The organism is Streptomyces chromofuscus (assembly GCF_015160875.1).
Lineage (GTDB): Bacteria > Actinomycetota > Actinomycetes > Streptomycetales > Streptomycetaceae > Streptomyces > Streptomyces chromofuscus.
Genome location: NZ_CP063374.1, coordinates 15,553 through 40,645, shown reverse-complemented (window position 1 = coordinate 40,645; position 25,093 = coordinate 15,553). Strand labels below are relative to the sequence as shown.

The window sequence follows — 25,093 nt, the reverse complement described above, 5'->3', positions numbered from 1 at the left end:
GCTGACGGCGTTGCGGGCGCCGGCGGTGCGTCGTCTGCTGGCGCTACGCGCCGAGCGGCGGCTGTCGCGGGAGAATGTGCGCCTGGCCGGGGAGTGCCTGGGCGTGTCGGAGCGGACGGTGTGGCGGTGGCTGGCTGAGGCCTCCCGGTCGCCCCGGGCCGAGATCCGCCCCGGGGAACGCAGCGGTGACCGGTTCGAGATCACCAGGGAGATCCGGGTGCTGCTGGCGTACTGGCACGGCAACGCTTCCGCGGTCCACCGCCAGTTGGTGGCCCGGGCCGAGACCGGCGGCCGTGACGGTCAGCCGACGGCGGCGTCTGACTCCGCGGCTTCTCCCGCGGGCGCCCCGCCGGCCGCGGTGCCGTTGCTGGACCCGGTGCCGTCGCTGTCGACGTTCCTGCGCGCGGTGCGTCGTGATCTCACGGCGGGCGAGCGGGCCGGTCTTGCGACGGGACCGGACGCGGCCCGCGCACACGACGTCTTCGGTAAACGGGCGGCCTCCTGGCGCAATCACGTGTGGGAGGCCGATCACGTCCAGGCACCGCTGCTGGTCGATGCCGACGGCGACCTGGTGCGCCCGTGGGTGACCTGGTTCATCGACACCGCCACCAAAGTCATCACCGGCACCGCGATCACCCCTGGCGTTCCTTCCCGCGCCTCCGTGCTGGCCGCGCTGCGCGCCGCTGTTTTGCGTGAAGATCCCTACGGCCCCGCGGGAGGGACACCAGAGCAGGTGCGGGTGGACCGGGGCAAGGACTTCCTGTCGACCACCGTCACCGCCGCCTTCGGCACGATGGGCGTGACAGTGAAGGACCTTCCCGCCTACAGCCCCCATCTCAAGGGCACGGTGGAAAACCTCAACCGGGCCGTCGACCGGATGCTGTTCGCCGCTTTGCCCGGCTACACCCTCACCAAGCCCCGCTCCGGCCGGCGACGCAAAGGCGCGGGCCACTCGCCGGAAATCTGTGCCATGTCGTTTCAGGACTTCACAGCGGAGGTGCTGGCCTGGACACACTGGTGGAACACCGAGCACCGTCCCAAGGCGCTGTCCGGCCGCACGCCGCTTGAGGCATGGCAGGCCGATCCGACTCCCCTCACGGACGTCCCCGCCGCCGACCTGTGGACGTTCACCCTCGAGGACGACGGCCGCCCGCGAAAGCTGACCAGCCACGGCGTGCGGTGGCGCGGGCGCACCTACATCGCCCCCTGGATGACCGGCCAGGCCGGCCGTACCGTCACCGTGCGCTATATGCCGCACCACGATCACGAGATCGACATCTGTGACGCGAGCGGCAAGTACCTCGGGCCCGCGCACCTCGCGGACGCGGCCACCCCCGAACAACTCAAAGCCCTACGCATAGCCCGTGCGGAACGTGCCCGACGTCTGCGCGCCGAGGTAAAAGCCGCCGAGACGCTGCGCCGACAGCGCTTCGCCCCGGCCACCACGGCCGGGCCGGCCCAGAGACTGGGAGCCCTCACCTCCGCTCAAGCCGGGGACGAACTGGCCGCCGTCGAGCACACCGACGCCTCGAAGCTGGCGCTGCCGGACCTCATCCCGCCCGCCGCGCCACCGGCCGACTGGCGCACCCCGCCCTCCCTGGCCACCCGGACCACGCCCGGTCGGGCCTGTTCCCGCCCCGTCAGAGCCTGCCCCCGACTGCCCGCCTGCGCCGGCCGCAGACCTTGCTGAAGACGGAGACGCCTCGTGACCGCGGCCACCTACTGTCGTCGCCCAGTTTTTGTGAGTTGTCGGTGTGGCTGTGAGCTGGGGTTTCTCAGTTCTTCTGGGTGATGTTCCTGGTGCTTGGGGGTGCCCGGAGTGGGGCTGGGCGGGGTGGTGTCTGTCTGACCTGTGTGTACGTGGCTGTGCGCAGGTTGATCGAGCGTCATGCACTTCCAGTGAGCTGCTACTTGATGGGGCGGGTCGTGTTTTGGGTGAGAGGTGTCCGTGCCAGCAGTGATGATGGAGGTCGTTGTGCGCTATCAGGGTTGTTAGGGGGTCCGTTGTATTTGAGCCGCGTCAAGGTATCCGGGCTGAGAGCTAGCGCTGAGGGGGAGATCGAGTGCCAGCTGCCGGGACGCTTCAGCGTTCTGATCGGGGCGAACGGAGCTGGCAAGACCACGATCACCGACTCCCTGTACCTGGCGCACACCAGCCGCTTCCCGCTGCTGCCCAGGCAGAGCGCTGCCGTTCTCGGCACAGGAGATGCATTGGGCGTCGAGGTGCAGTACAGCCTGGAGCATGCCGCGGATGCCGAAGGACCTCTGGGACAGCAGATCCAGGGCTCTGTGCACCGATCCGCCGGCGACGTCGCGCAGCAATGGTTCAGCGGATTCCAACGTAACTTGGGCACGGTCCGCGCTCAGGTCGACCGGTACCGAATACAGCAACCGGGTCTGGGGACGGACCCGTTCAAGTTCATCTACCTGCCGGCCTGGCGCCACCCTCTGGATGAGCTGGCCCGCCGTGAGACCCGGATCCTCATCGAGCTGCTGCGCGCCCAGCAGGAACGTCTTGATGGCAGTCGCAGCCTGGTGCCGCTGCGGGTGAAGGCATCCCGGCTTCTGGAAAACCTCGCCAAGGACGGGCTTATCGAAGCCGTTGAGGAACGAATCAGCACCCATCTCGCCTCTCTCACTTCGGGCGTGCAGCGCCAGTGGCCCTACGTGCGGGGACAGGTGATAGACGACTCCTACCTCGCGCGTGTCCTGGAACTGATGCTGGCTGTCGTCGAAGGTCGTACCTCGGCCCGTCCGCTGGAGGTCTCGGGCTTGGGCTACGTCAACCTGCTCCACATGGCCGTCACGCTGGCCGCGATACCCGACTCCGCCGCACGCGCCGCAGCTGCAGGAGAGGCGTCTGAGGCCAGCGACGAACCCGGGGAACTGACGCAAGCGGACGAGGAGCAGTTGGCGAGGGAGCGCCGCGTGCAGGCTGCGGCGGAAGCAGAATCCGAGGCGGACTCCTTCTTTCCCCGCACTCCGTTCCACGCCACCGTGGTCATCGAGGAGCCCGAAGCCCACCTTCACCCCCAACTGCAGCACGCCCTCGTGCGCTACCTGCGCAAGACCGTGCGCGAGCGTCCGGAATTGCAGATCGTGCTCTCCAGCCACGCCACCGACATCATCACCTCCTGCGATCCCGAACAACTGGTGGTGCTGCGGCGCACGCCGGACGGCCAGCGCGTCTGCCGACCGATCGCCACGATCCCGATGACCGAGCGCGACAAGACGCTGCGCATGGCCCGCCTGCACATGGACGCCAGCCGCTCGGCCGCACTGTTCGCCGAGCGGCTCGTGGTGGTCGAAGGCGTGACCGAAGCCGCCATCCTCCGCGACTTCGGCCGAGCTTGGGCCGGGCCAGACGCGGTGAAGCGGGCCTTCGTGGAGGCACTCAGCATCATGTACGTCGGGACCAAAGTCGGGCCGTGGACTTCGCGGCTCCTGGCGACGAAGGGTGCGGAGATCTGCACCCGGCTTGCCGTGTTGCGCGACAGTGACAAGCCCTTCGACGAACAGCCCACCCCGCCCACCTGGGTGGCCGACCACGATCCGGCCGTGGTGCAGGCCTTCATCAGCCACCCGACACTGGAGCCGTCCATCACCCAGGGCAACGAGCAGCTCATCGAGTCCGCGCTGACCGACATTGGCGCAGTACCCATCGAGCCGATCACCCCGCAGTCGGTGCACAACCTGTTCAAGAGCGCCCGTAAGGGCAAGGAGGGCGCCCCAGGCGTGCCGGCGGGCCCGCATGCCAAGGACAAGGCGGCCTTCGCCGACGCACTGGCTTTTCTGCTGGCTGATGCAGTCGAACGCGGTGAACCGGTCCAGGTCCCCGACCATCTCAAGAACTTGTTCGACTTCCTCTTTCCGCATCCCGTAGAACCCCAGGACGGAGACGGCGCCGAAGAGGGAGAAGCAGAGGAGGGAGACATTCCGCCTGCCCTTCCGCCGACCATCCCTGGCCTGTCCCCGGTCGACCCGGGTAGCCCTGCTGCTTCGCCGGTACCCATGTCCGCCGGAGCTTGGCCCACTGCCCCGGCGCAGCCTGCCGATGCCGACGCGTGGGCAGCAGGTTCCTGGGGATCTGAACCGTGGGCGGCGGACCCATGGGGGGACGCGGACCGTGACCCGAGCTGACACCGCCGGTGCTCTTACCGATGAACAACTGACCGCGGCCGGAACACCGCGCCGCCGCCTCTACATCGAAGCGGCCCCGGGATCCGGCAAGACCACCGTGGCGGCTCAACGCTTCGGTATCCAGCGCTTCAACGGCAACGACCAGCGCGCCGTCATCGCGGTTAGTTTCACCCGCTCTGCCACCGCCGAACTCCGCGATCGTGTGCTCAGCCAATGGGGCACGAACGCTCTCGCCTGGCCGCACCGCATCGTCACACTCGACACCATCGTGTGCGACCTGCTCACCCACCTCCTGCACACCGGACACGTGCGGTGGCCCGCTGGCCACCGTCACCTCACCGTCATCGACCACTGGCGGGTGCTGCTATCCACTCAGTGGACCGACAGAGAGCCCACTGTGGTCTTGGAAATAGGCCAGGTCGTCACCGAGGTCGTCCGACGGGCCGGGAAGGCGAATAGACCCAGCACCGCGGACGTCAGAGAGGCCCTGGCCGAGGGGTACTGCACCCACCAGGATGCGCGCCACCTCCTCGAATCGGCCCTGGGCGCTCACGGCGTTCGCGATGTCCTGCTCGCCCGCCTCGCCCAGACCGCCCGGGCGCTGATTGTCGATGAGATCTTCGACGCCAACGCCCTGGACCTGTCCTTGGTCCGCCTCGCCGCCGACGCAGGCCTGGAGGTCACCGTGGTTGGTGATCCGTGGCAGGCCCTGTATGGCTTCCGTGGCGCCCGCCCTGAACAAGTGCCCGGCCTGGTCAAGGATGCCCGCTTCGTCCAACGCGACTTGCGCACCTCCTTCCGGTGGAGGAGTGCCCAACAAGCCCTGCTGGCCGATCAGTTGCGTGCAGGTCAGGGCGTGTCCCTTCCTGAAGGGCAGGCCGAGAACATGGACGTTCTCCTTGCCCTGCGATGGAAACCCCTGTGGGAGGCCGGCCCCCATGTTTTGCCCCTCGCCTACGGATCGACCACAGGCCACATTCACGAAGCAGCCTGCACTCTCCTGCTCAGCGAAGTCACCCAGCGGATGTTCGGGGAAAACGCCACCTTCCACAGTGATGCCCTCACCACCCTCGGCATCGACCACGAGGCGGCGCAGCGCCTGCGCTCTCCCCTCCAGGCTGTCCTCGCTGACCTCGCAGGCACGACGGGTATCGCCGAGATCTGGACTTCCCTCAACGCAGTCGTCGCCAGCGAAACCGACCGTCCACTGCCCAGACGACGCAACCACACCCACACGGCACGCCTGGAGAACCTGAGAGCCCGTCTCCACGCCTCTGCACGCCTCATCCCCGGCCTGACCGCCCATCAGGCCAAGGGGCGAGAGTGGGACGCCGTCGGCGTCTGCCTTACCGGCCCGGAGCGAGAAACCCTGCGACAGGGCCTCAGCTCCGACAGCGAAGACCACCGCAAGCTCTACGTGGCCCTCACCCGCGCCAAGCGAATGACCACCGCCGTCTATGGAGACGCACCGTGACGGTCTCCTCTGCAGGCAGCGACCGACGGCCTGCCGCGGCCGCGCCTCACTGGCACACGTGCTTTCGCTGCCAGGCACGCTCTTAATTGTCTCAGCCGTGCCGCCACGCGGCGGGGAGGGTGCAGACCCCGAGCGGACAATTTGGTTGCGGAGGCCCTCCAACGTCATCGGTTCTATCCGGGGTGTATGGCGATGGTGGTGAGGAGGCGTTGCTGGGTGGGGTGGAGGGTGGTCCAGTGGGTGCGTTGCTGCTCGGTCCATCGCTGGAGGGTGGGGGAGTGGTCCTGGCCGGTGTGGTGGTGCGACTTGGCTTGTTGGTAGGTGCGTTGCCAGGTGTGGGGCCAGGGCGGGCACCACCAGGGGTCCAGGTTTTCGAGGACCTGGGTGGTGGTGGGGGAGAGGCGGCCTTGTCGGGCGGCGCGGCGTTTTTGTGTCAGCCAGTCGCCAAGGGCGAAACCGTCGTGGCGGGTGTCTTTACTGCAGGCGAGGTGGCCGTGGACGGCGGCGTAGGCGCGGGCGTGGGCGAGTCCGGGACTCGTGGGGTAGACGCGGCTGGTCCGGCGGCGGCCGGCGGGGGCGATGCCCAGGTCGGTCAGGAGTTGTTGCTGTTGCGGGCGTAGGTGGGTCCAGGCGGTGTGTTGTGCTCTGATCCAGGTGCGTACGTCGGCCGGCAAGCCGGTGGGGCGGGTTTGTGTGGTGCGGGCGCGGGTGTAGGCGCGTTGCCAGGCCAGGTCCCAGGGTGGGTTCCACCAGGGGTCGATCGTGGTGAGGGCTTGGTGGCGGGCGTTGGGCGTGGTGTCGCGTCGGGCTTGTTGGCGTTGGTCGTTGAGCCAGCGGCCGAGGGGGAAGCCGTCGTGGACGGTGGAGTAGGCCACGGCCAGGGTGTGGTGGGCGGCGGCGTAGGCGCGGGCGTGCGCGAGCGCGGTTTCGGCGTAGGGGTTGAGGGGCCGGGTGTGGGCGGTTTCGCTGGTGAGGCCGATGCCGGCGAGGAGGCGCTGTTGGTCGGGGTGGAGGTTGTCGTAGTGGTTGCGTTGTGTGCGTAGCCAGGTGCGCTGGGCGGGGGCGAAGCTGCGGAAGTGGTGGTCGGCGTCGAGGTGGTGGCCGGCCTTGATCTGGTCGTGGATGTGCTGCCAGGCGCGTTGCCATGCCAGGCTCCAGGGCGGGCACCACCAGGGATCGATCCTGTCCAGCGCTTTCGCCGCGGCAGAGGGAGGCCCGCCCCGGTGGGCGTCGGTACGGGCGTGCTGGCGTTGCCGGCGCAGCCACCGCCCGAGCTGGAATCCGTCGTGGACGGTGTCGATCGCGGCAGCGAGGGTTCGGTGCGTCGCGTGGTAGGAGTGGGCGTATCCGAGACCGACGGCGAAGTCGGCCTCGCGCTCGGCGGGCCGTGCGGCGGCGCCGCGGGCCCGGTCCGCGGTCAGCCCGATGTGGGCGAGGAGGTCCTGCTGGTCGGGCTGGAGGGTGTCGTACTGGGCGCACTGGGTGGTCAGCCACGTGGCCAGCGCGCTGCTGGTGCCGGGGAACCCGGCCGCGGCGTCCAGGACGTGACCGTCTTGGACGTGGGTGCGTGCCTGGTGCCAGGAGCGCTGCCATTCCAGCGTCCAGGGCGGGTTCCACCACGGGTCGATCGCCGACAGCGCCAGCGCCCGGGGCGAGGGGGTGCCGTGGCGGTTCTGGTAGGCGCGGTCTTTACTGCGCTGGTTGGCCAGCCACTGTCCCAGCTTCAGTCCGTCCTGGACGGTGTCGGTGGTCGCGGTCACCAGCGTGCCGTGGGCGCTGGCAAAGGCGCGGGCGCAGGCGAGGGCGCGCTGGAAGTGGGTGGCCATGTGCTTGCGGCGGGGCCGGGCCGCCTGTACCGCCTCGGGGGTGAGTCCGATGTCGGCCAGGAGGCGCTGTTGTGCGGGGTGCAGGTCGTCGTAGCCGGTGCACTGGTTGTAGAGCCATTCGCCCAGGCCGAAGCTGGTGGTGGGGAAGCCGTGTTCGGGGCGCAGGGGACCGCGGGCGCGGGTGTGGTCGCGGGCCTGGTAGTAGAAGCGCTGCCACATCACTGTCCACGGCGGCCGCCACCACGGATCCAGCGCCTCCAGCGCGGCGACGTGTTCGGGCGGCATCGCGGCGAATTTCCGGTTATTCGACAGCCACCGGCCCAGGGTAAAGCCGTTGAAGCGGCTGTGGATCGGTGCGGCGAGGTTGCCGTGGACGGCGGCGTAGGCACGGGCGTGCGCCAGACCGGTGGTGAAGGCCTGGTCCGAGGTGTGCCGGAGCCCCAGGTGCAGCGCCGTCTTCTCCGGCTGCTGTGCGGCGTTGCGGTAGGCGGTGAGTTCGCGGGCGATGGGGCGGGGCCGGTGCGCCATGTGCAGTGTCCACAGCCGGTCGGCGACGGCTGGGTCTGCGTCGTCCCGTGCGCAGTGCTGCGCCCAGAGCAGCAAAGGACCGGCCGAGGTCGAGGCGATCCGTTCGGCAAGCCATGGCCGCTTCGTGGCCCGCGCCAACTGGGCGACCAGGGCCGGAGTGTGGGCAAGCGTGTGGGGCAGATGTCCGCCAGTGTCGGCGAGCAGCTGCTGTCTGGTGCGTTCGTCGGTGAGGAGGGAGGTAAGGGCGACGGTCTCGGGGTAGGTGACCGCGTCTCTGGCCAGCAGCCGCCACCAGCCGGGATCGGTGCCCGGCGGCGTGAGCTGGCGTGCCCGGCGCGGCCACTGCTCTTCGTCGGGCCACGGCTGGGCCCACCAGGAGACGGCCACGGCGTGCGCGACCTCGAACGCGCGGGCGGTGTCCGGCCGATGGCGCAGCAGATCCAGATGCCGCCGGTGCGCCGTGACCATCTCCGGCAGCCCTGCCAGGTCGACCTGTTCGGTGTCGGCCGGCCCGCCGTCGATCCAGTGGGTGCCGAGCATCCAGCGCCCATGACGCGGGCAGATCCGGGTGTGCGGTTTCAGGTACAGCCGTGCGGGCTTGGTCCGTCCGGTGCGTGCGGCCGTGCACAGCCGGCAGCCTTCCCCCGCGGTGGGCACTACGCTCCCGAAGCGGAACCGCCCGGCCGCGCCCGCCCCGTCCGGCGAGAGGGGTTCCTGGGCGGTCCAGGCGGGCAGGGCCCGCCCAAGGATCTCTTCGGGCACGCGGCTGAACGCGGAGATGCGGGCGCGGGCTTCGGTGTTGAGGTAGACCTCGCCGTCTGTGCGGTAGCCCTTGAACAGGCCTCCGCCGGTCTGGAGGAGGGCGGGGATGAGGTCTCTGACGCCGAGCCGGTAGCGGTCGGCCAGGCGGTCCAGGTACGACAGGTTCGTCTCGCCCTGCAGTGGCGCGAGCCGTACCGGCCCCGGACGTGCCGCTGCTGTCCGAGGCGGCTGCGGCTGGGGTGGAAGAAAGTCGTGCATGAGGCAGCAGAGGCCGTTCCTGGCGGGCCCGGATGCGCCGGCCGGGGCGGTGGGCCAAACGGGGGGCGGGGCGGACGGTTGAGGCGGACGCCGTCGGTCAGGGCCGACGTTGCGAGGGCGTCCGGCGGCGGTGTGGTGCCCGGGCCCGTTGTTCGGCGGCGGTGTCGAGTTCGATCTGTTCGAGCAGTTTCTTGGTGATTTTCTCGGTGCCGTCCAGCAGGGAGACGAGGGCGGCTTCGCGGATGAGGTGGGAGAGGCTGCCCATGCGGCCGCCGGTGCGGGCGTGGAGGTAGGCGGCGTGCGTGAGCAGGGTGCCGGGCCGGTGGTGGCGCAGTCGCAGGGCGCTGTCCATGCTGTGTACCAGGTCGTGCCAGATCTGCTTGTCGGCTGCGCTGCCGTAGCGCAGGGGCTGGTTGCGCACGATTTTGAAGCGGCCGGCGAGCTGGGAGCCGCGCACTCCGGTCAGCAGGGGCGAGGATTCGACGTCGATGCCGGAGTAGACGAAGGTGGCCGGGATCCGCTCGCCGAGGTACTTCAGCTGGTCGGAGGTCTCGGCGCCGGCCCGGCTGCGGGTGTCCATCAGGTGTACGTCGTCGACCAGGACCAGCTGGGTGCTCAGCTCGCACAGCAGCTCGCACACGGCGTTGGTGATCTGGATCTGGTTCATCCTCTCCAGGGCGGGCAGGCCGAGGAAGCGGGCGAACTCGCTGATGAGCATCTTCGGGGTGGAGGACGGCGGCACGGTGATGAACAGCACCGGAAGACGCCCGTCCTGGTTGGGGTGGCGGCGCCGGTCGGCGAGTTCGACGGTGCGCCCGAGCTGCTGCATGGCGGTGGTCTTCCCGGTGGTGGCCGGTCCGGAGATGATCAGGCCGCGTCTGGCTCCGCCCTGCTGGCCGCGGTTGAGCAGCAGCAGGCGGCGTACCGCGGTGGAGATGGTGTCCATGGCGGGGGTCTTCAGCACCACGAACCGTGCGTGGTAGTCCTCCCGCTGCTCCAGTTTCCATTCCTGGTCGCTGGTGTCCCGTGCCGGTGCGTGGGGTGTGTCGACGAACTTCTGCCATCCGTCCCACGTGGTCAGCGGACTGAACGTGCTCGTGGTAGCGGGCTGGGCCGCTGTCACCATGCCTGGGCCTCCTGGTACGGGTCGTAGATGCGCATGCCGCCCGCCCCGGCGGCCGGCGTGTGCTCAGCGGCCTGGTCCCGGGCCGTTTCGGCCGTCGGCTCGGATGCTTCGGCCTCATCCGCGTGGTCTGTCGCGGCGTCTGGGCCGTCGGCGAGGGCGGCGAGAAGGTAGTCCTCGTCGTCCTGGTTGTCCTCGAGGTCGTCCAGGCTGTCGTCGGTGTCCCAGCCGTCGGCATCCTTGAGCGGGACGGTGAAGGAACCGGGCAGCCCGAACGAGGCCCCCGGCGCGAGAGGCGCAGGCCACTGCTGCCCGGTGGTGGCGGGGGAGGGATCGGTCATCTGCGCGGCCGCCTGGGCCCGGGCGGCTACCGTCCGTTCCCGCCTGCTGCCCAGTCCCTGGCTGGCACGGCGCAGCAGCGTATCCAGCACCTGGGCGATCGCGGCCTCGTGCTCTTCACGGCCATGCCGGCGCTGGACGGTGCGGCGGACGTGGTCGAAGGTGAACGCGGTGAACGGGCGCCTGACCGCCCCGGCGTGGACCCACGGCACCTCGAGCCATCCCTCGGGCAGGCGCACCCACACCCGGTTCGGGTCGTAGGGGTTGTGGTGGACCTCCCAGCGGCCGTTCTTGTCCGCCCGCGGTGAGCGGCGGCGCCGGTAGGGGTTCAGGCCGGGGTGGTCGTAGGTGCGGTAGCCGAAGCGGATGCCGTAGTCGTTGACGGCCTGCCACCGAAGAGGCAGCAGCTCGACGTAGTCGTCGGCGGACAAGGGCACCGGTACATGCCCCGTCACCGCCACCAGCGCCGCCCACATCTCGTTCGGGGATACGGCGACCTTCGGCATCATCGGGTGCCGCAGCGCCTCGTGCCGGCGCTCCTGCCACCCGCAGATGACCCACTCGTCCAGCAGTTCCTGAAGCTGCGCCAGGCTCCAGCAGGCATCCTGCTCCGCGGTCGCGCCCCGCTGGGAGACGTCCGACCCGGTGTGGCCCGGCAGGTACTGGCTGAACCCGTCGGCAATCGTGCGGAAGGTCCGCTCCACATTGCCCTTCGCCGGGCCGTTCGCCGGCGGCACCGGCTGCACCGACACCCCCAGGCTTTCGCACGCGGAGATGAACGACGCCGACACGTACACCCGGCCCTGGTCCACGACCACCGTCTCCGGCATGATCACCGGCCGGGCAGCCGCCTGCTCCAGCCGTGCGTCCAACGCGATCAGCCGCTCATAGGGGATGACGGACCGCTGCATGGACAGCGCCGCATCCCAGCCCGGCCGCATCACTGTCGGTACCACCATCTGCGCCAGCAGCATCGCCGCGTCCACCGACGTCGTGCCCACCGGCCGCAGCACCGCGGCGCAGATGCTGCGCGTCGCCACGTCCAGCGCGATGCATAGTTCAAGACGGCCGGTCACACCGTGGTCCAGCACCGCCATAACGTCCAGCGGCGTGCTGTCCAGCATCACCAGCTCACCCGGGCGCAGTGCCACCGTCGGCGTGAACGGAGGCGCCGGCCGCGACGCATGCCATCGCCGCTGCGCCGCCGTCCCCAAAAGCCCCTGTCCGTCGGCCACCGCGTGCACCAGCCGGTTGAACGTCGACGCCGGCGGCAGCGCCACCACCCCAGGGCCGTACTCCTCCTCCAGCAGCCACCCCACCCGGCGGCGCAGCCGCACCAGCGTGCCCGTCGACCGCTCCCGCTGCCCCTCCAGCACTGTCCTGACTGCCGCGACCACCCGTTCATCGGCCCGCCCCACCGCGGATCGCTCCCGCACCGCCCGGCCGTCGACCAGCCCCCACAAGCCCTCGCTGCGGTAGCGCGCCCGCATCCGGCGCACCGTCGCCGCACTTGCCGCCCAGCCCGCCGCCGTCAGCTCCTCGGCCTTCGCCCGCTCGCGCTGCGCCAGGCTCCGCGTGGCCGGATCGAACTGCTCACGCGGGGCGCCCTGCCCGACCGTGTCAGGGAAGCCGGTCTCCACCTCCCGCACATGCCGCTGCCACGCCAGAGCCCGCTCCCGCACCTGTTCCGGCAGCGCCTCCAGCAGCCCGAACGGCGGCACCCTGCCCGGCGCCGGTCCGCCTTCCACCTCGAAGGACGGATCGGCGAACAGGTAGGGCAGCAGCACCACCGCCGAGGCGCCCTCGTCACTCACCAGCGTGGCCTGGGCGCCTTCCAGCACGGCGAGCGTCCATACCCGTCCGTCGTAGCGAAGGCGCGCCCCGACCTCGACAACCGCCTGTGTCACGCCGCTTCGGCCTCCTGCCGTGCGACCGAGATGAGGGCACGCTCGTGCAGCGGTTCGTCCAGCCGCACCCGCAGCACACCGCTCCACAGCGCGTGAAAGACCGCCGGCCACACGGCGATCGGGTCACCCAGCTCACGCACCCCCTCCACCGCCGGCCGCAGACTGCCGAAGGCCTCCAGCAGAGCCGGCATCCACGGCCCTGCGGCGTACCGGGGATGCCGGTAACCCGCCAGCCACCGCACGTTGGCCACCAGCACCGGATCCGGCGGCCCCGCAAGCCGGTAGGACCAGCCCGCTGCCTTGGCGGCCGCCGCCACAACCCGTGCCCGCTCCGCCAGCCGGGCAGAGGGCCCGCTGCGTCCCGCGCAGTCGAGCAACAGGCCGCTGCCGTCCTGCAGCCTGGCCATCAGCTGCGGCGCATGACCGACAGCCTTGCCGTCCTCACGCCACACCAGTTCCACCGGTCGGCAGGCCAGCGCCACCACCGCCGGATCCCGGTCCAGCAGCATCAGCTCGGTCCGCATGACACCGGACCCGTACGCCACCAGCCGCCCGGTCGTCGACGACCACCACCAGCCAGGAGCCACCCGCCGCCCGTACCGGACGGGGAAAGGCCGTACCGCAGGAGAGTCCTCGAAAGGGGACGTCCTGCGCAGCCTCAAGCCACGGGGCCTGACGCGAGCACCCCAGAGGGTCTCGAAAGCGCACATCGATCAGGCTGGCATCTACAGCCGTAGCGCCTTCGCGTCGCACAGCACCACCCGTACTGTGCGGCTCGGGGATGCGGCTCCTGGCTCCGGGTACCGCGGACAATGCGGCCTCCCGGCTGCTGTCGGTGATCACGTACTCCACACAACGCCATGCCTGACCTGCCGCGCAGGAGAACCGGCCGGTAACCAACATCGGTGCAGCCGCCGGATGTTGGGCTGCGCGCGGCACCCAGAGTGCCGGGCGGGGGCACCGGTGTCAGTGCAAAGTCCTGCACTCTCACCCCGCCGCGCCGCACCCTGTCGGCAACGGCTTGCCGGATGCCGGCCGGCCCGCGCCGCCATTCGGCTGCCGCCGGTCGTGTCAGTCCTCTCCTTCACCCGCGGCGAGCACCTCGGCCAGCTCCTGGGCGGGCAGGCGGGACCACGCGGCGACCTCCTCCAGTGCCACCCCGGCGGCGACGGCCGCGGTGGCGGTGTGCACGAGGGCCTGGTCGATCAGGGCGGCACTGTGGCTGAGGTGCTCCAGCAGGGTGCGGGCCACCTCGGCGGTGGTGCCGCTGTGCACGCCGCGCAGCTCCACCAGCTGTTCACGCGCCTCGTCGACCAACTGCGTGATACGGAACCGCTGTTCGGCGCTCACCGTAGCCCGCCACCGGGTCCCCGAGCCGCCCGACTGGGCTTCTGCCGCCATGACGCGCAGCTGGCCGGCCATCGTGGCGGGCTGCTGTTCCCGCTTCAGCCGCCACGGATCCTCCCGCCACCCCGCCGGCCCCGTCTCGTGGCGGCGGGCGCGCACGATCGCACCCCTCCAGTCGTTCAGCGGGCTGCCGTGGTCAGCCGCAAGCTCGGGTCCCAGCCAGGTGCGGCCTACCAGCTCGCCCAGCCGGTGACAGAACGCATCGTCGGTGCCCCGCGCACGAGGCTGCATCCCGCCGCTTGCCCGCCAGGCCACCTCAGCCATGGCCGGCTCCAGCAGCGCCTGTGCCACGGCCGTCACCTCCGGGAAGATCGCCGCGTCCCGGCCGACGATCCGCCACCACTCAAGCCGTGATCCCGCGTTGCCGCCCGCCAAGTGGTGCAGACGGCGCGGCCAGACCTCCTCCTGCTCCCAGTACAGAGCCTGCTCCCACCAGCGGGCCACCACCGCATGCGCCAGTGTGAACGCCTGCTGCGGCTCCACCCCGGCGCGCACCGCACGCCGTGCCACGCCCGGCCACCGCCGCTGCGCGGCCACCACCTCCGGCAGCAGGCGCAGATCGAGGTGTTCCAGCGGCTGGTCGGCGTCCGCGTCCAGCAGCCAGCGCCCGTGCCGCAGGCAGACCCGCTGCCGGCGCGGCAGATACCGCACCGCCCGCAGCGCCTGCCCGGTGCGCCGCGCTGTGCACAGCCGGCAGCCGAACGCTGCTTCCCCCGCCACCGCGGCCGCCGCCCGCCACCGTGCCTGCGCCAGGGAGGCGTCCCGGCCGGTGCTGATCGTGGGATCGTCCACGGTGAACGACGGAAGAGCGCGCACCAGCACCGCCGGTTCCACCCCGCACAGCTCGGCGAGGACACCCCGCCCGGCCCCGTTCAGGACGACCTCCGCATCTGCCCTCACACCGCCGCCATCGTGCCGGCTGGGGGAGTTGCGGCACGTCCACAGCCGCATCACGCTGCTGGCTGCGAGACCGTAGCGGGCAGCCACCCGGCTGATCAGCGACGCGGTCAGCTCCCCGGCCAGCGGCACGGTTCGCAACACCCCTGCGGCCACACCTCACCCCCGATGTCCTCTTCGGCTCGCACAGCGACTGGACAGGTTCCTGCCCCGGTCGGCGCCGGGTCAGTAGTCGAGGTCGAGGTAGTCGATGTCGTTGAGGGTGACGTCGGTGAGTCCCAAGGCGCGGTTTCCGCCGTCCTGGAAGTAGATGTCTTTGAAGCCTTCGGCGATGATCTGGCGCATCTGCTGGTCGCTGGCTCCGGCGTCGCGGGCGTTGAACAGGCGTTGTGCGTAGACCGCGGGGAGGTGGACGGTGAGGCGGCGGAAGCGTCCGTCGTCGGTCGTGCCGATCGGTGCGGTGTAGCCGAACCGGGCCCTTGTCTCCACGGTGATCCCGCGTGTGGTGGCGGCCTGCTTGCGCCGGCGTTTTCGCACTTGTGGCTGCCAGCGGGCCCGTACGGCCGCGTCGATCCGTTCGGCGATGGCCTGGGGCGGGTGCTTGCGTTCGCCCTTGCGGTATCGCTCCACCGACCGCTGGCTGACCCCGATCTCCTGGGCAACGGCTTTGGTCGTCTTGAGCTGCTTCACCAGGAAGTTGATGCGGGCCTGGAGGGTCTTGGGCGGCTGGCGGGTGAAGGCTTCCTGGTCGGCGCGTTCGATGGCGTCGTCGATCTCTCCCACGGTCTACTCGCCTTCGTCCAGGACGGCGTCGCCGCCCTTGATGTGGCGGGCCGGGTTGTAACCCTTCTCCATCAGGTCGACCGCCCACAGCATCGGCTGGACGCCCTCGAGCTTGGCCAGGCCGGGGGTGGGGCCGAGGCGGAAGCCTCCGGGCTGGGGCTTGCCGGAGGCGGCGTAGGGCAGGAAGTCGAGCGGGCTGTCGCCCGGTGAGGGGTAGACGACGCAGTCGGAGAGCACGGCGAGCGGGTACAGGCCCGTCATCGTGGCCATGTTGCGCAGTTTGCGGTGCATGTTGACCCGGGCCTTGGAGATGACGGCGGCCCGGATGTCGGGCCGCCAGGTCGGCCGCTGAAGAGCCGGCCACCGCTCGCCCTCCTTGTACTTCTTGCCCTGGGGGCGTTCACGCAGTTTGCCGATGCCGCCCTTGACGGTGGCCTTGATGGCTGCGAGGACGGCCGCCATCGCCGGGTCGACGTCCTTGTGCCGCTCCATTGCCGCAAGGAAGGCCCGGTCGTCCAGGTCCTTGGTGACGCCGAGGTCGGCGAGGGTGTCGACGTAGGCGTTCTTGAGCCGGTCGTGCCAAGGGTCCAGGTACGCGCCGGTCTCGCGGCGCAGGTACGCCTCGATCGGGTGGACGTCGTAGCCGAGCTCCTGGGCGTAGGCGACGGTGTGCGTCTGGTACCAGGCCGGTCCCGTGGGCCGGGAGCCGTCCGGCGTGAACGGCGAGGGCAGGCGTGGGTCCAGCTCGATGTGGCTCAGGTCGACCAGCCAGCTCCCGGGGATCTTCGGGTTGAACTTCGGGGCGTGGAAGGGGTCCGGGGCGGACAGGCCGACGACCAGGCGGGCCGCGGCGGCGAGGAACGCGGTGTTGAGGTCCAGGCCGACCGCGAAGGGCAGCGTGCACTCCTCATCGGTGAGCAGGTCCACCGGCCGCACCCACTGGTACGCCTCCTCATCGAGGAAGCCGCCCGTCCAGCCGGACTGAACGACCACCGGGTGCTCCGGGGTGGCCTCCGGCGGCGCCGGGTCCATCGGCTCCGTCCCCAGCGATCCCGGGTGGTAGGCGGACACCCAGTTCCCGGTCTCCTCATCGCGCTCCGGCTTCGTCGGCGGGCGCAGCGCCGTCATCAGTTCCAGCCCGGACACGGCTGTCGATCCGCGCGGGGTGATGACCCGGGTGGCGTACACGCCCAGAACGCGGGCGATGTCGGCCGGCTCCATCTCGCTCACGCCAGGCCAGGACCGCTCATCAAGGGCGTTCCAGGACAGGACCGCCAGCTGCACGCACTGCCGCTCGCGGCCCTGCGCCTTGCGGTAGATCCTTGCCCACGGGCCGAACCCGCGCTGGGTGAGACGCCACTTCGCTTTAACCACCTGCTTGACCACGGGATGGTCCTCGGGCAGACGCAGGGAGCGGCGCTGCTCGTGGCCTTCCAGGCGCTCCGGCAGCCCAAGCTTCACGGCAGCCGCGGCGGTGAGCACGATCAGCGGGTCGCTGTCCTTGCCGTACCGGTTGAGCTTCGGCGCACCGAGACCGGACTCACGCAGCGTCCACTCCACCAGCTCCACCACCGTGGTCGCCGGGCAGTCCAGCACGATCCCGTCGACGCCGTACGCGCAGCCGTCACCGTCCAGGACCGCGAGGGGCCCGTGCGGGAAGCGCGGGTCGGCTGCGGGCTGCGCCGCCTTCTGCGTGGTCGGCCGCCGCGATGTCGGAGCGGGCCGGAAGGCCGGGCGAGCCGGCGCCGCAGCCGGAACGGCGGGAGTCTGAGGGGCATCTGCCGTCTCCACCCTGGACGCGGCCGGCTCGGTAGACGCCGCTCGCGCCGGAGCATGTGCCGGGGCTGCACCGGGGGCGGGATACTTCGCCGCCCACCCCTTCAGCAGCCGCTGGTAGGCATCCAGCCGCGGAGACTTCGGCTCGCTGCGGCCGTTCTCCCAGTTCTTCACCGACTGGGTCGTCGTCTTCAACGCGGTGGCCAGGCGGGCCTGGGTGATGCCGGCAGCCTCACGCAGCCGAGCACGCTCCGCCGGAGGCGGCAGGTGCGGCTCCTCGTTCAACAGAGCGTCGACCGACGCGAACAACTCTTCCTCAGATGCCATGACCCCGCACCCTTTCCAGGCAAGATTACTTAACCATAAACTTACCCCATTCTTTAACCTTCCAGGGCCCATTCCAGCCCCAGCGCGGCGAGTGCGGCGAGTCTGTCGGTGGTGAGCTTGGCGCGCCTGGTCTTGGTGTTCGACAAAAACACTCCGAGCTTGACCTCCGATCCGTCTTCGAGTCGCTCTACGTGGCCTCTGGGGACGGTCACCGAGCCCTCGCGGGCCTTGTACTGCGCGAGGGCTGCTACGCCCCGCTCGAAGGCGCTCAGAGGCGTCGTGGACGGTTTCGCGGGCTCCTCCGGCTTCGGGGCATGCGGTGTGATGCCGAGCTGCTCCAGGCGCTCACGCTGCCCGTCCGTCAGGGCCTCCCAGACCTCCGGCTTCCGCTGCCGGGCCAGCCACTTCCCGATGTCCATGCCGTGGACCGTGAACCCGGGCAGGACCTCCGCCTGGCCCTCTTCGTCGGCCACCAGCTCCCGCAGGGCTGCGTAGTGCCGCTGCCAGTCGGCCGGCCACTCCGGGTTCCAGTCCTCGTCCACGGCCTCGAGCGCGGTCTTCCAGTCGGGGTGCCCGTCGAGGGCGCCTGGGCGGCGGAGGTTGGACAGCCATTGCCCGATCGGCCGGTCCAGCATCGTCGCGGTGCGGGGTGCGCAGAGTGTCCAGTGCTGGCCGTAGTAGGCCTTGGCGGCTTCCAGGTTCTCCTGGAAGCGTTCATCGGCCACGGACCACACCATGCCGAGCCGCTCCAGCCGCTGCGCGCGCTGCCCGCTCATTTCCCCGGCCGCGTAGGCCCGTCGCTGCTCCGCGACCCACTGCCCAAGGGGTGTCGCACCCTCCCGGTGCCCGTACGGCACCCGTGCGTTCCCGACCCGCTCGACGTACGCCTTCAGTTTCGCCCAGCCGCGAGCCCAGTCCTGGCGTTCGGTGTCGATCACGTTGAAGGAAACCCAGTCCGCGACCATCGCCGGATCCCTCGGGGCGGCAAAACGGAGCAGCAAGCGGGATTCCTCCTCGCCCTCTTCTGGCGCGACACCGATGTTCATGGACGGCTGCGCGACGTCTTTCTGAGGCTCCTGAGGGATCGCGAGCAGCTCGATGGCCTCTTCGTCGTGAGCCCGCAGACCTTCCAATACCTTCACCAACGGGCGATACGATCCCGAGGTGAACATATCCTCTGGCTTTTCTCCGGGCTGGAGAAATACCGGCACGATCAGAGAGGCGAGCTTTCCTTCTCCTGGCTTTTGACGGAGCGCCCGGCCGATGGCCTGGACAATGTCGTGCGGAGCGCCCTTAGGGTCCAGCAGGGCGACGCTGTCCACGGCTCGGATGTCCACGCCCTCGCCCAGGACACGGCAGTTCGAGAGCACGGCCCGCCGCGCCGTGGACCCGAACCCTGCCAGGACCTCGCGCCGGCGCTCGGGGACGTGCTCGCCGCACAGCCAGTCCGCCCAGATCTTCGCCGGGTACTTCTCCGGCTCGTTGGCGTGCAGCTTCGCCGCGACGCGCTCCAGGCCCTCCGCGTAAGCCTGTGCCTCTATCGTCCGGTGGTGGAAGGTGATGCAGGTCTGGAGCCCGTGCTGCGCCATCGTGTGCAGGAGCGCGGCCTGGAGCGCCCCGAGGCGCTGCCCGCGGACTTCCTCGGTGTGCCGGTCCTCGCCCATCAGCCGCTCTGGGGTGACGACCGGGTCCTTCAGTTCCAGGACGATGATCTGGTACCGCGCCAGCAGCCCACGCGACACGGCCGACGCGAGCGAGAGCTTGTAGAGGACCGGCCCAAAGACCTTCTCGTCGTCCATGGAGGCCGCCATCTCGCGCGGCAGCGGGTCGCGTACCCCTTCGGCGACCTCCCGGTTGAGGCGTTCCTCCCAGATCCGCGGCGTGGCCGTCAGGTACAGCCGGCGGTGCGACGGGATGACGCCCTGGTTGTGGACGTCGGCCCACGCCTTACCCATCGAGCCCGAAGTCCGGTGGGCCTCATCGACCACCGTCAGGTCCATCGGGGCCAACTGCTGCCCGTAGGCGCCCTCGAACGCCTCTGCAAGGACTCCCAGCGAGGCGTATGTCCCGAAGATGGTCACCGGCCCCTGCCCGTGCCACAGCGCCAGCTGCACGGGGTTCGTGGTGGAGCGCACCTTGAGGTTCCACAGCTCCGGGTCGTCTTGGAGCGAGCACACCGCGACCGCCGGCCCCGTGTGCCCAGCCGCGCGCCACGCCTGGACGGTCTGGGTCAGCAGATCCAGCGTCGGCACCAGCACGAGAATGCGGCCCTTGGGGACAAGACGCTTTGCCGACGCCGCCGCAATGATGGTCTTTCCCGTTCCACACGCGGCGTGCACCTGTCCGCGCAGGCCATTAACGAGAATGCCGCCCGGCGGGATATCGAGACCGCGCACAATGGCGGCAACGGCCTCGATCTGATGGTCACGCAGTTTCAGGGCCATTCCCGTGTTCTCCTTTTCGCGGAATGTGGCGCGCAATCTGAAATGAAAGTCCGGCGCGGTGAGAGTGGCCGGGGGTGTGGTGTCTGATTCCAGACTCTACACAGCCAAGCCCTGTGATGCATCACCCACGTGCCATCTTCCCCGCCCTGGGGTGATAAATGGCTGAAACTCGCCCGGATGCGGCGAGTTGTGGTGTATGCTGACGGGGTATTGATGAACATGTCGGGGCAACTTCGAGGGTGGGGGAGGGGTTCGGGTGGAGCGCAGCGGAGCCCGTTACTGCGGTGGGGCCGGCACCCCGTCAGGCCGATGGTCCGTCACTTCCGTTGCGGGATGGTGGCTGGGATTCCCAAGCCCTACACAGGCGCGAGCGTGATGCACCTCCCCTTGCCGCCAGCCCAGGCACACGCGCTTGCGTGGGTGCTCGCAATTCGCGCTTGCGCGAATTGACACGCTTTTAGAATTCCGCTTGCGGAATTCAATTCCCGCGCTTGCGCGGGAATTTGGCGGAGCGTCAGCGGAGCCGTCATTATCGCGCGGCTTGCCGCGCGATAGTCTTGAAGTGGTAGTTGTGCGAGCGGTACAGGGTGTAGAAGTTCATGGCCCCGGACCGCGCGAGGTACTTCTCGTCGGCGGCGATCGCCTCGCTGTTGCCCGAGACCACCCGGCGGTAGTCGCCGCAGAGCACGTCCAGGTGCGAGGGCATGTGCAGGAGGTGGCCGGCGTCGGGCACCAGGCCGCGCAGCCGGTCGGCGACGGTCAGGGCCGACTCGGGGGTGGCCGACATCTCCATCAGGTGGACGTACAGGTGCAGCACACCGGGATGCCGTGCGCCCTCCTCCGTCGCGATCGCGCTCTCCAGGACGTCCTTGGCCTCGAGGGTGCGGGCGCCCTCGGCGGGCTCTCCGGTGCGGATGTCCCACAGCTGCCAGGGCGTGAGGTTCATCAGGGCGTCGGCGTACAGGGTGGCGACGTCCAGGTCGTCGGGGGCGAGGTCGTACACCGCGCGCATGCGGTCGGCGTACGGCTCGTTCCACACCGAGCAGTCCTCGACGGCCCGCGACTGCGGGTAGCGGGCGCGCAGGGCCTCGACCAGGGCGCGTTCGACGGGCGTGACGCCGGCCGACTTCTCGTGGGCGCGTTCCACGGCGGCGTGGGTGCGGTCCACGGCATGGACGAGTTCCCGCTCGTCGAAGGCGTCCCAGGGCTTGTTGTAGTTGGGGCCGAGGGCGTAGGCGATGCCCCAGTGGGCCATCGCGCAGTCGGGGTCGGCGGCCACGGCGGCCTCGAAGCAGGAGACGGCCTCCTCGTGGTGGAAGGCGTACGTCCAGATCAGGCCGCGGTCGAACCACAGCTGGGCATCGGGGGACGAGGTCGTCACCGGACGGCTGTACGTGCCGAGGTCGTAGTAGTCCATGCGTGCCTCCTGTGATCGCCCGGCGTCGGGGCACCGGCTCGCCGGCTTCCGGCCCGCACAATTCTGGGCCGGTCGCCGGGCGTTGACGGGGCGTACGCACGTAGAGGGAGCGGTGACGACACGAAAGGGGGATCGGGCGCCCCGGATCTCTCGGGGAGAGGTGTCCGGGCGACACGGTCAAGGACGGATCCGGCTTCCGCCAAGGACCGATCAACCATTGGCCATGAATTCACCACGCCAGACCATGATTCAGTAGCGTGAACTCCGCGGCCGGGAGCCCGGCATACGTTCAGGGCCGTGAACCTTGACGACACCTCTGTCGGAGGCACCGGCCACGAGCCGGCCTCTCCCGCCACGGCATCTCCCGCCACGACCGCACCCGCCCGCCGTGGCCTCCTGCGCGCCGCACTGACCGGCGCCGCGGCGCTGGGTGCCGGACTCGCCCTCGGCGCCTCCCCCGCGTCCGCCGTCACCACGGCGCCGCGCCACCGCCCCGGCACGCCCGCGGAGGCACTGCGCGCGCTGGAGGCGGGCAACCTGCGCTGGAGCGCCTTCCGCGAGCGGCACCCGGACGAGACGCCCGCCGTACGGCAGGCGCTGATAGCGGGTCAGCATCCGTTCGCGGTGATCCTCAGCTGCGTCGACTCGCGCGTCCCTCCGGAGCTGGTCTTCGACCAGGGCCTCGGAGATCTGCTGACGGTCCGCAGCGCCGGTGAGGTCCTCGACGAGGCGGTGCTCGGCAGCGTCGCCTACGGCGTCCTGGAGCTCGCCATACCCCTTGTCCTGGTCCTCGGCCACCAGTCGTGCGGTGCCGTGCGGGCCGCCGTCGAGGCGGAGGAGAACGGGGAGCGGCTGCCGGCCCACATCCAGTACCTGGCCGACGAGATCAGCCCGGCCATCGACCACACCAAGGAGGGCGATGCCCGCGTCGACGCGACCATCGACGCCAACATACGGCTCGTCCGGTCCCGCCTCGGCGCCGAACCCGACCTCGCCGCCAAGGTGACGACCGGGCAGCTCGCGATCGTGGGCGCCCGCTACGAGCTGACGACCCAGCGCGTGCACCGCATCTCCTGACGCCCGGCCGTGGGGCGGGCGGACCACACGGTCCGCCCGCCCCACGGCCGTCCCCGCGGACGCCGGTCCGGTCGGGTCAGCCGGGGTTGTCGCCGTGCGTGAGGGTCTCCCAGGCCACGAACAGGTTGTTGCTGCCCGCCGGGCGGTTGCGCTCGGTCAGGGCCTGGGTGTTGGTCATGGCGTAACCGAGCCGGTTGTGCATGGCGTTGTAGCCGACCTCGGTGATCGGCCCGAGCCCGAGATGCAGGGAGCCGCCGCACAGCCAGCTGGGGACGGCCGTGCCCAGCTCGTACTTGGCCTGGAACCCGAGCGCGTGCCGCAGCCGTTCGCCGACGTCGGTGCCGTAGAGGTCCTGGCCCTGGATGCGGCTGGTCTCGGCGACGTGGGAGATGGCGGAGATGCCGTAACCGGTGTGGGTGAGGTCCCGGCAGGTCTCCTGCGTGAGGCCGGTGACGAAGGTGGACTGGCCCTGCCAGTAGTTGACGATCTTGTCGCGGGTGTCGAGGTTCTGGCTCGGGACCGTCTTCGGCAGGGCGCCGTCGGACTCGAGGTAGACATAGGCGGCGGTGCGGGTACGGAACTTCGCCATGGCCCTGTCGTACGAGGTCCTGTCCTCCAGGAAGACGGAGATGCCGATGGCGGCCTCCATCATCGACAGCTCCCAGTTGCCGTTGGAGTTGGAGCCGTTGATGATCTCGGGGAGATAGACGTCACGGAGCATGGTGGCGAAGCGGCCCGAGTTGGCCCAGCCGCCGGTGTACGTGTACTTGATGATCTCGGCGGCCTTGGGCCAGGAGGAGCCGGCCCAGCCGGTCTGCAGCGGGGCGTTGCTGTTGGTGTGGTCACGGATCACGGCCGACCAGGCGTCCATCAGCTCGATGGCCTTGCGGGCGTGCCGCTCGTCACGCGTGATGTACCAGGCGAGAGCGTGGGTGTACGCGGCGATGGCGTCCTCGCGCTCGTCGGTGCAGCCGTAGTTGGGGTTGGAGTACGAGCCGCACTCGACGACCGCCCGGGGCCTGGGTATGCGGTTCAGATCGGCGTACCTGCTGGCCATCATCTGGTCGAAGGCGCCCTTCCAGGGCTGAGCGCCGGCGCCGACCTTGCTCCGGGCGAAGTCCAACTGGCTCTTGGAGACGGTCACTCCGGGGTGGACGAAGGTGGCGGGGGCCGCGTCGGCGCGGGGTGCGCCGGGCCCGGCGACGAGGGTGGCCACGAGTGCGGCGGCGGTGGCGGTGGTTGCGGCGAGCAGCGAGCGACGAAGTCGGCGGGGACGAACGGGAGCGTCGGTCATGGGGGGTCCGTTCTCGTATGTGAACGACGAGTGAGTCACTGAACGCGCGTGCTGGCGTGACCATAGGTACGGACCAGGCTTCCGTCAAGGCTCGAGGAACGAAGAGGCAACGAGGGGCGGCACGGGAGAAGTTGCCTGGAGGTATGGGGTGACTTCGCATGTCGACGGCAGCGGGACCCGGTTCACTTCTGTCATAGTCATGACAATCGACCGGCAGGCCGCGTGACAGTTCCGCCGGCAGCGTCGGCACCAGCGAGCTCAGGGTCCGGCCCCGCTGAAGGCGACCGCGCGCTGCCCGCCGTCAGTCGTCGGCCACCGGCCCGCGCAGCCGCCGGGCCCGGGCCGGGGCGGCGACCAGCACGGCCGCGAGGCCGAGCGCCGGGTGTGCGCCGACGGCGCGGACGGCCGCACGGCCCGTGGCCCACACGACCCGGCACGCAAGGGATATGCGACGCCGGAGGGCGCCGGCGGTGTGTCAGGCCCGCGGCGGCTTCATCGCCACGTCCAGGTAGAACGTGTCGATGCTGCGCACCGCCTCCTCGAACTCCTCGAGGTTGACCGGCTTGGTCACATAGGCGTTCGCGTGGTGGCGGTAGGCCCCGGACACGTCGTCGGGGGCCGCGGAGGTGGTCAGCACCACCACGGGGATGGTGCACAGATCGGCGTCCTCCTTGACCACGGCGAGGAACTCCCGGCCGTTCATGCGCGGCATGTTCAGGTCGAGGACGATCAGGTCGGGGCGCTGGTTCGCCGGATCGCGCAGGTACTCCAGGGCCTCGATGCCGTCCGCGACCTGAGCGAGATTGCGGGCGCCGCGCTCGGCCAGGGCGTCCTGGATGAGCATCGCGTCGGCGACGTCGTCCTCGACCAGCAGCACGTCGTAGGGGCGGGTGGAGGCGGGGACGGACATGACTATGAACTCCGGGGGGCGGAAGGGGTGTGACGGGGGGTGCCGCTGGTGATCAGGCCGGGCCAGCGGCGCCGGGCTCCTTGCCGGCTCATGCCGGAGGCCCGACCGATCGCGGGGTAACCGGCACCGGCCGCCGCGGCGGCGCGGGCGGCCTGGTCGGCCAGCCGCTGCGCCGCCCGCTCCACTTGAACGAGGACCTGCAGCTGGGCGAGGGCGTGGTGGCGTGCCGATTCGTCCGGACCGCCCGGCGGTGGGGCCGCGTACTGCGCGCAGCGCAGGGCGAGTGCGTCGACCGCCTCCGTGACGAGATCGGTCATCTCCTCTTCAGCTCTGGGCACAGAGAAGGGGGAGGCAGACATAGCACTACCCTAAGGGGCCGTGACGCGGCTCGACAACAGCTGTTG

At 70.2% G+C, this 25,093-nt stretch carries 16 protein-coding genes and 1 pseudogene; 4 read left to right on the top strand and 13 right to left on the bottom strand.

Annotated elements, in window-relative coordinates; genetic code table 11:
• Positions 1-25 precede the first annotated feature (25 nt).
• The 3 genes from IPT68_RS00145 (at position 26) to IPT68_RS00135 (ending at position 5,614) form a co-directional block, all read left to right on the top strand.
• Positions 26-1,690, top strand: a complete 1,665-nt coding sequence (locus IPT68_RS00145; protein WP_373300781.1) for a Mu transposase C-terminal domain-containing protein — start codon at positions 26-28, stop codon at positions 1,688-1,690.
• 320 nt (positions 1,691-2,010) lie between these two features.
• Positions 2,011-4,140, top strand: coding sequence for an ATP-dependent nuclease (locus IPT68_RS00140; protein ID WP_189702376.1), 2,130 nt, complete (start codon positions 2,011-2,013; stop codon positions 4,138-4,140).
• Positions 4,127-5,614: a UvrD-helicase domain-containing protein gene (locus IPT68_RS00135; RefSeq protein ID WP_189702377.1), complete on the top strand. Its 1,488-nt coding sequence runs from the start codon at positions 4,127-4,129 to the stop codon at positions 5,612-5,614. The genes IPT68_RS00140 and IPT68_RS00135 overlap by 14 nt, the downstream gene beginning before the upstream one ends.
• Before the next feature lie 173 nt (positions 5,615-5,787).
• On the opposite strand, the gene IPT68_RS00130 is transcribed toward IPT68_RS00135, so the two are convergent.
• The 9 genes and pseudogenes from IPT68_RS00130 to IPT68_RS00090 all read right to left on the bottom strand — a co-directional run.
• On the bottom strand, positions 5,788-8,988 hold the full coding sequence (locus IPT68_RS00130; protein WP_189702378.1) for a Helicase associated domain protein: 3,201 nt from the start codon (positions 8,986-8,988) through the stop codon (positions 5,788-5,790).
• Positions 8,989-9,085: 97 nt separating this feature from the next.
• Positions 9,086-10,114 (bottom strand): TniB family NTP-binding protein, encoded by a 1,029-nt coding sequence (locus IPT68_RS00125; RefSeq protein WP_189702379.1) that lies wholly within the window; start codon positions 10,112-10,114, stop codon positions 9,086-9,088.
• The gene (locus tag IPT68_RS00120) at positions 10,108-12,357 is read right to left on the bottom strand and encodes a DDE-type integrase/transposase/recombinase (protein ID WP_189702380.1); all 2,250 of its coding nucleotides are present in this window, start codon (positions 12,355-12,357) and stop codon (positions 10,108-10,110) included. Before IPT68_RS00120 ends, IPT68_RS00125 begins: the two co-directional genes overlap by 7 nt.
• Positions 12,354-12,944 carry a TnsA-like heteromeric transposase endonuclease subunit gene (locus tag IPT68_RS00115; protein ID WP_229818561.1) on the bottom strand — a complete coding sequence of 197 codons (591 nt, stop codon included), beginning with the start codon at positions 12,942-12,944 and terminating at the stop codon, positions 12,354-12,356. The genes IPT68_RS00120 and IPT68_RS00115 overlap by 4 nt, the downstream gene beginning before the upstream one ends.
• Positions 12,945-13,428: 484 nt before the next feature.
• Complete coding sequence (locus IPT68_RS00110) at positions 13,429-14,805, bottom strand: DNA-binding protein (protein WP_228040097.1); 1,377 nt, start codon at positions 14,803-14,805, stop codon at positions 13,429-13,431.
• 81 nt (positions 14,806-14,886) lie between these two features.
• Entirely contained in the window at positions 14,887-15,444 is a 558-nt protein-coding gene (gene tpg / locus IPT68_RS00105; protein ID WP_189702382.1) for a telomere-protecting terminal protein Tpg, read from the bottom strand.
• Between the two features lie 3 nt (positions 15,445-15,447).
• Entirely contained in the window at positions 15,448-17,547 is a 2,100-nt protein-coding gene (gene tap, locus IPT68_RS00100) for a telomere-associated protein Tap (RefSeq protein ID WP_189702383.1), read from the bottom strand.
• 53 nt (positions 17,548-17,600) lie between these two features.
• Positions 17,601-19,991 carry a DEAD/DEAH box helicase gene (locus tag IPT68_RS00095; RefSeq protein WP_189702384.1) on the bottom strand — a complete coding sequence of 797 codons (2,391 nt, stop codon included), beginning with the start codon at positions 19,989-19,991 and terminating at the stop codon, positions 17,601-17,603.
• Between the two features lie 556 nt (positions 19,992-20,547).
• Positions 20,548-21,408: pseudogene (locus tag IPT68_RS00090) on the bottom strand (hypothetical protein); the annotation flags it as partial.
• Positions 21,409-21,705: 297 nt separating this feature from the next.
• On the opposite strand from IPT68_RS00090, the gene IPT68_RS00085 reads away from it, so the two are divergent.
• A complete protein-coding gene (locus tag IPT68_RS00085; protein ID WP_189699330.1) occupies positions 21,706-22,485 on the top strand; it encodes a carbonic anhydrase in 780 nt (259 codons plus the stop codon).
• Between the two features lie 76 nt (positions 22,486-22,561).
• Here the strand turns inward: IPT68_RS00085 and IPT68_RS00080 are convergent, their stop codons facing one another.
• The 4 genes from IPT68_RS00080 to IPT68_RS00070 all read right to left on the bottom strand — a co-directional run bounded on the left by IPT68_RS00080 (position 22,562) and on the right by IPT68_RS00070 (position 25,006).
• The gene (locus IPT68_RS00080; protein WP_189699331.1) at positions 22,562-23,779 is read right to left on the bottom strand and encodes an alginate lyase family protein; all 1,218 of its coding nucleotides are present in this window, start codon (positions 23,777-23,779) and stop codon (positions 22,562-22,564) included.
• 301 nt (positions 23,780-24,080) lie between these two features.
• Entirely contained in the window at positions 24,081-24,206 is a 126-nt protein-coding gene (locus IPT68_RS34535) for a hypothetical protein (RefSeq protein WP_265583874.1), read from the bottom strand.
• A 48-nt stretch (positions 24,207-24,254) separates the two neighbouring features.
• Complete coding sequence (locus IPT68_RS00075; RefSeq protein WP_189699332.1) at positions 24,255-24,689, bottom strand: response regulator; 435 nt, start codon at positions 24,687-24,689, stop codon at positions 24,255-24,257.
• A 2-nt stretch (positions 24,690-24,691) separates the two neighbouring features.
• A complete protein-coding gene (locus IPT68_RS00070) occupies positions 24,692-25,006 on the bottom strand; it encodes a hypothetical protein (RefSeq protein WP_189699333.1) in 315 nt (104 codons plus the stop codon).
• Positions 25,007-25,093 lie beyond the last annotated feature (87 nt).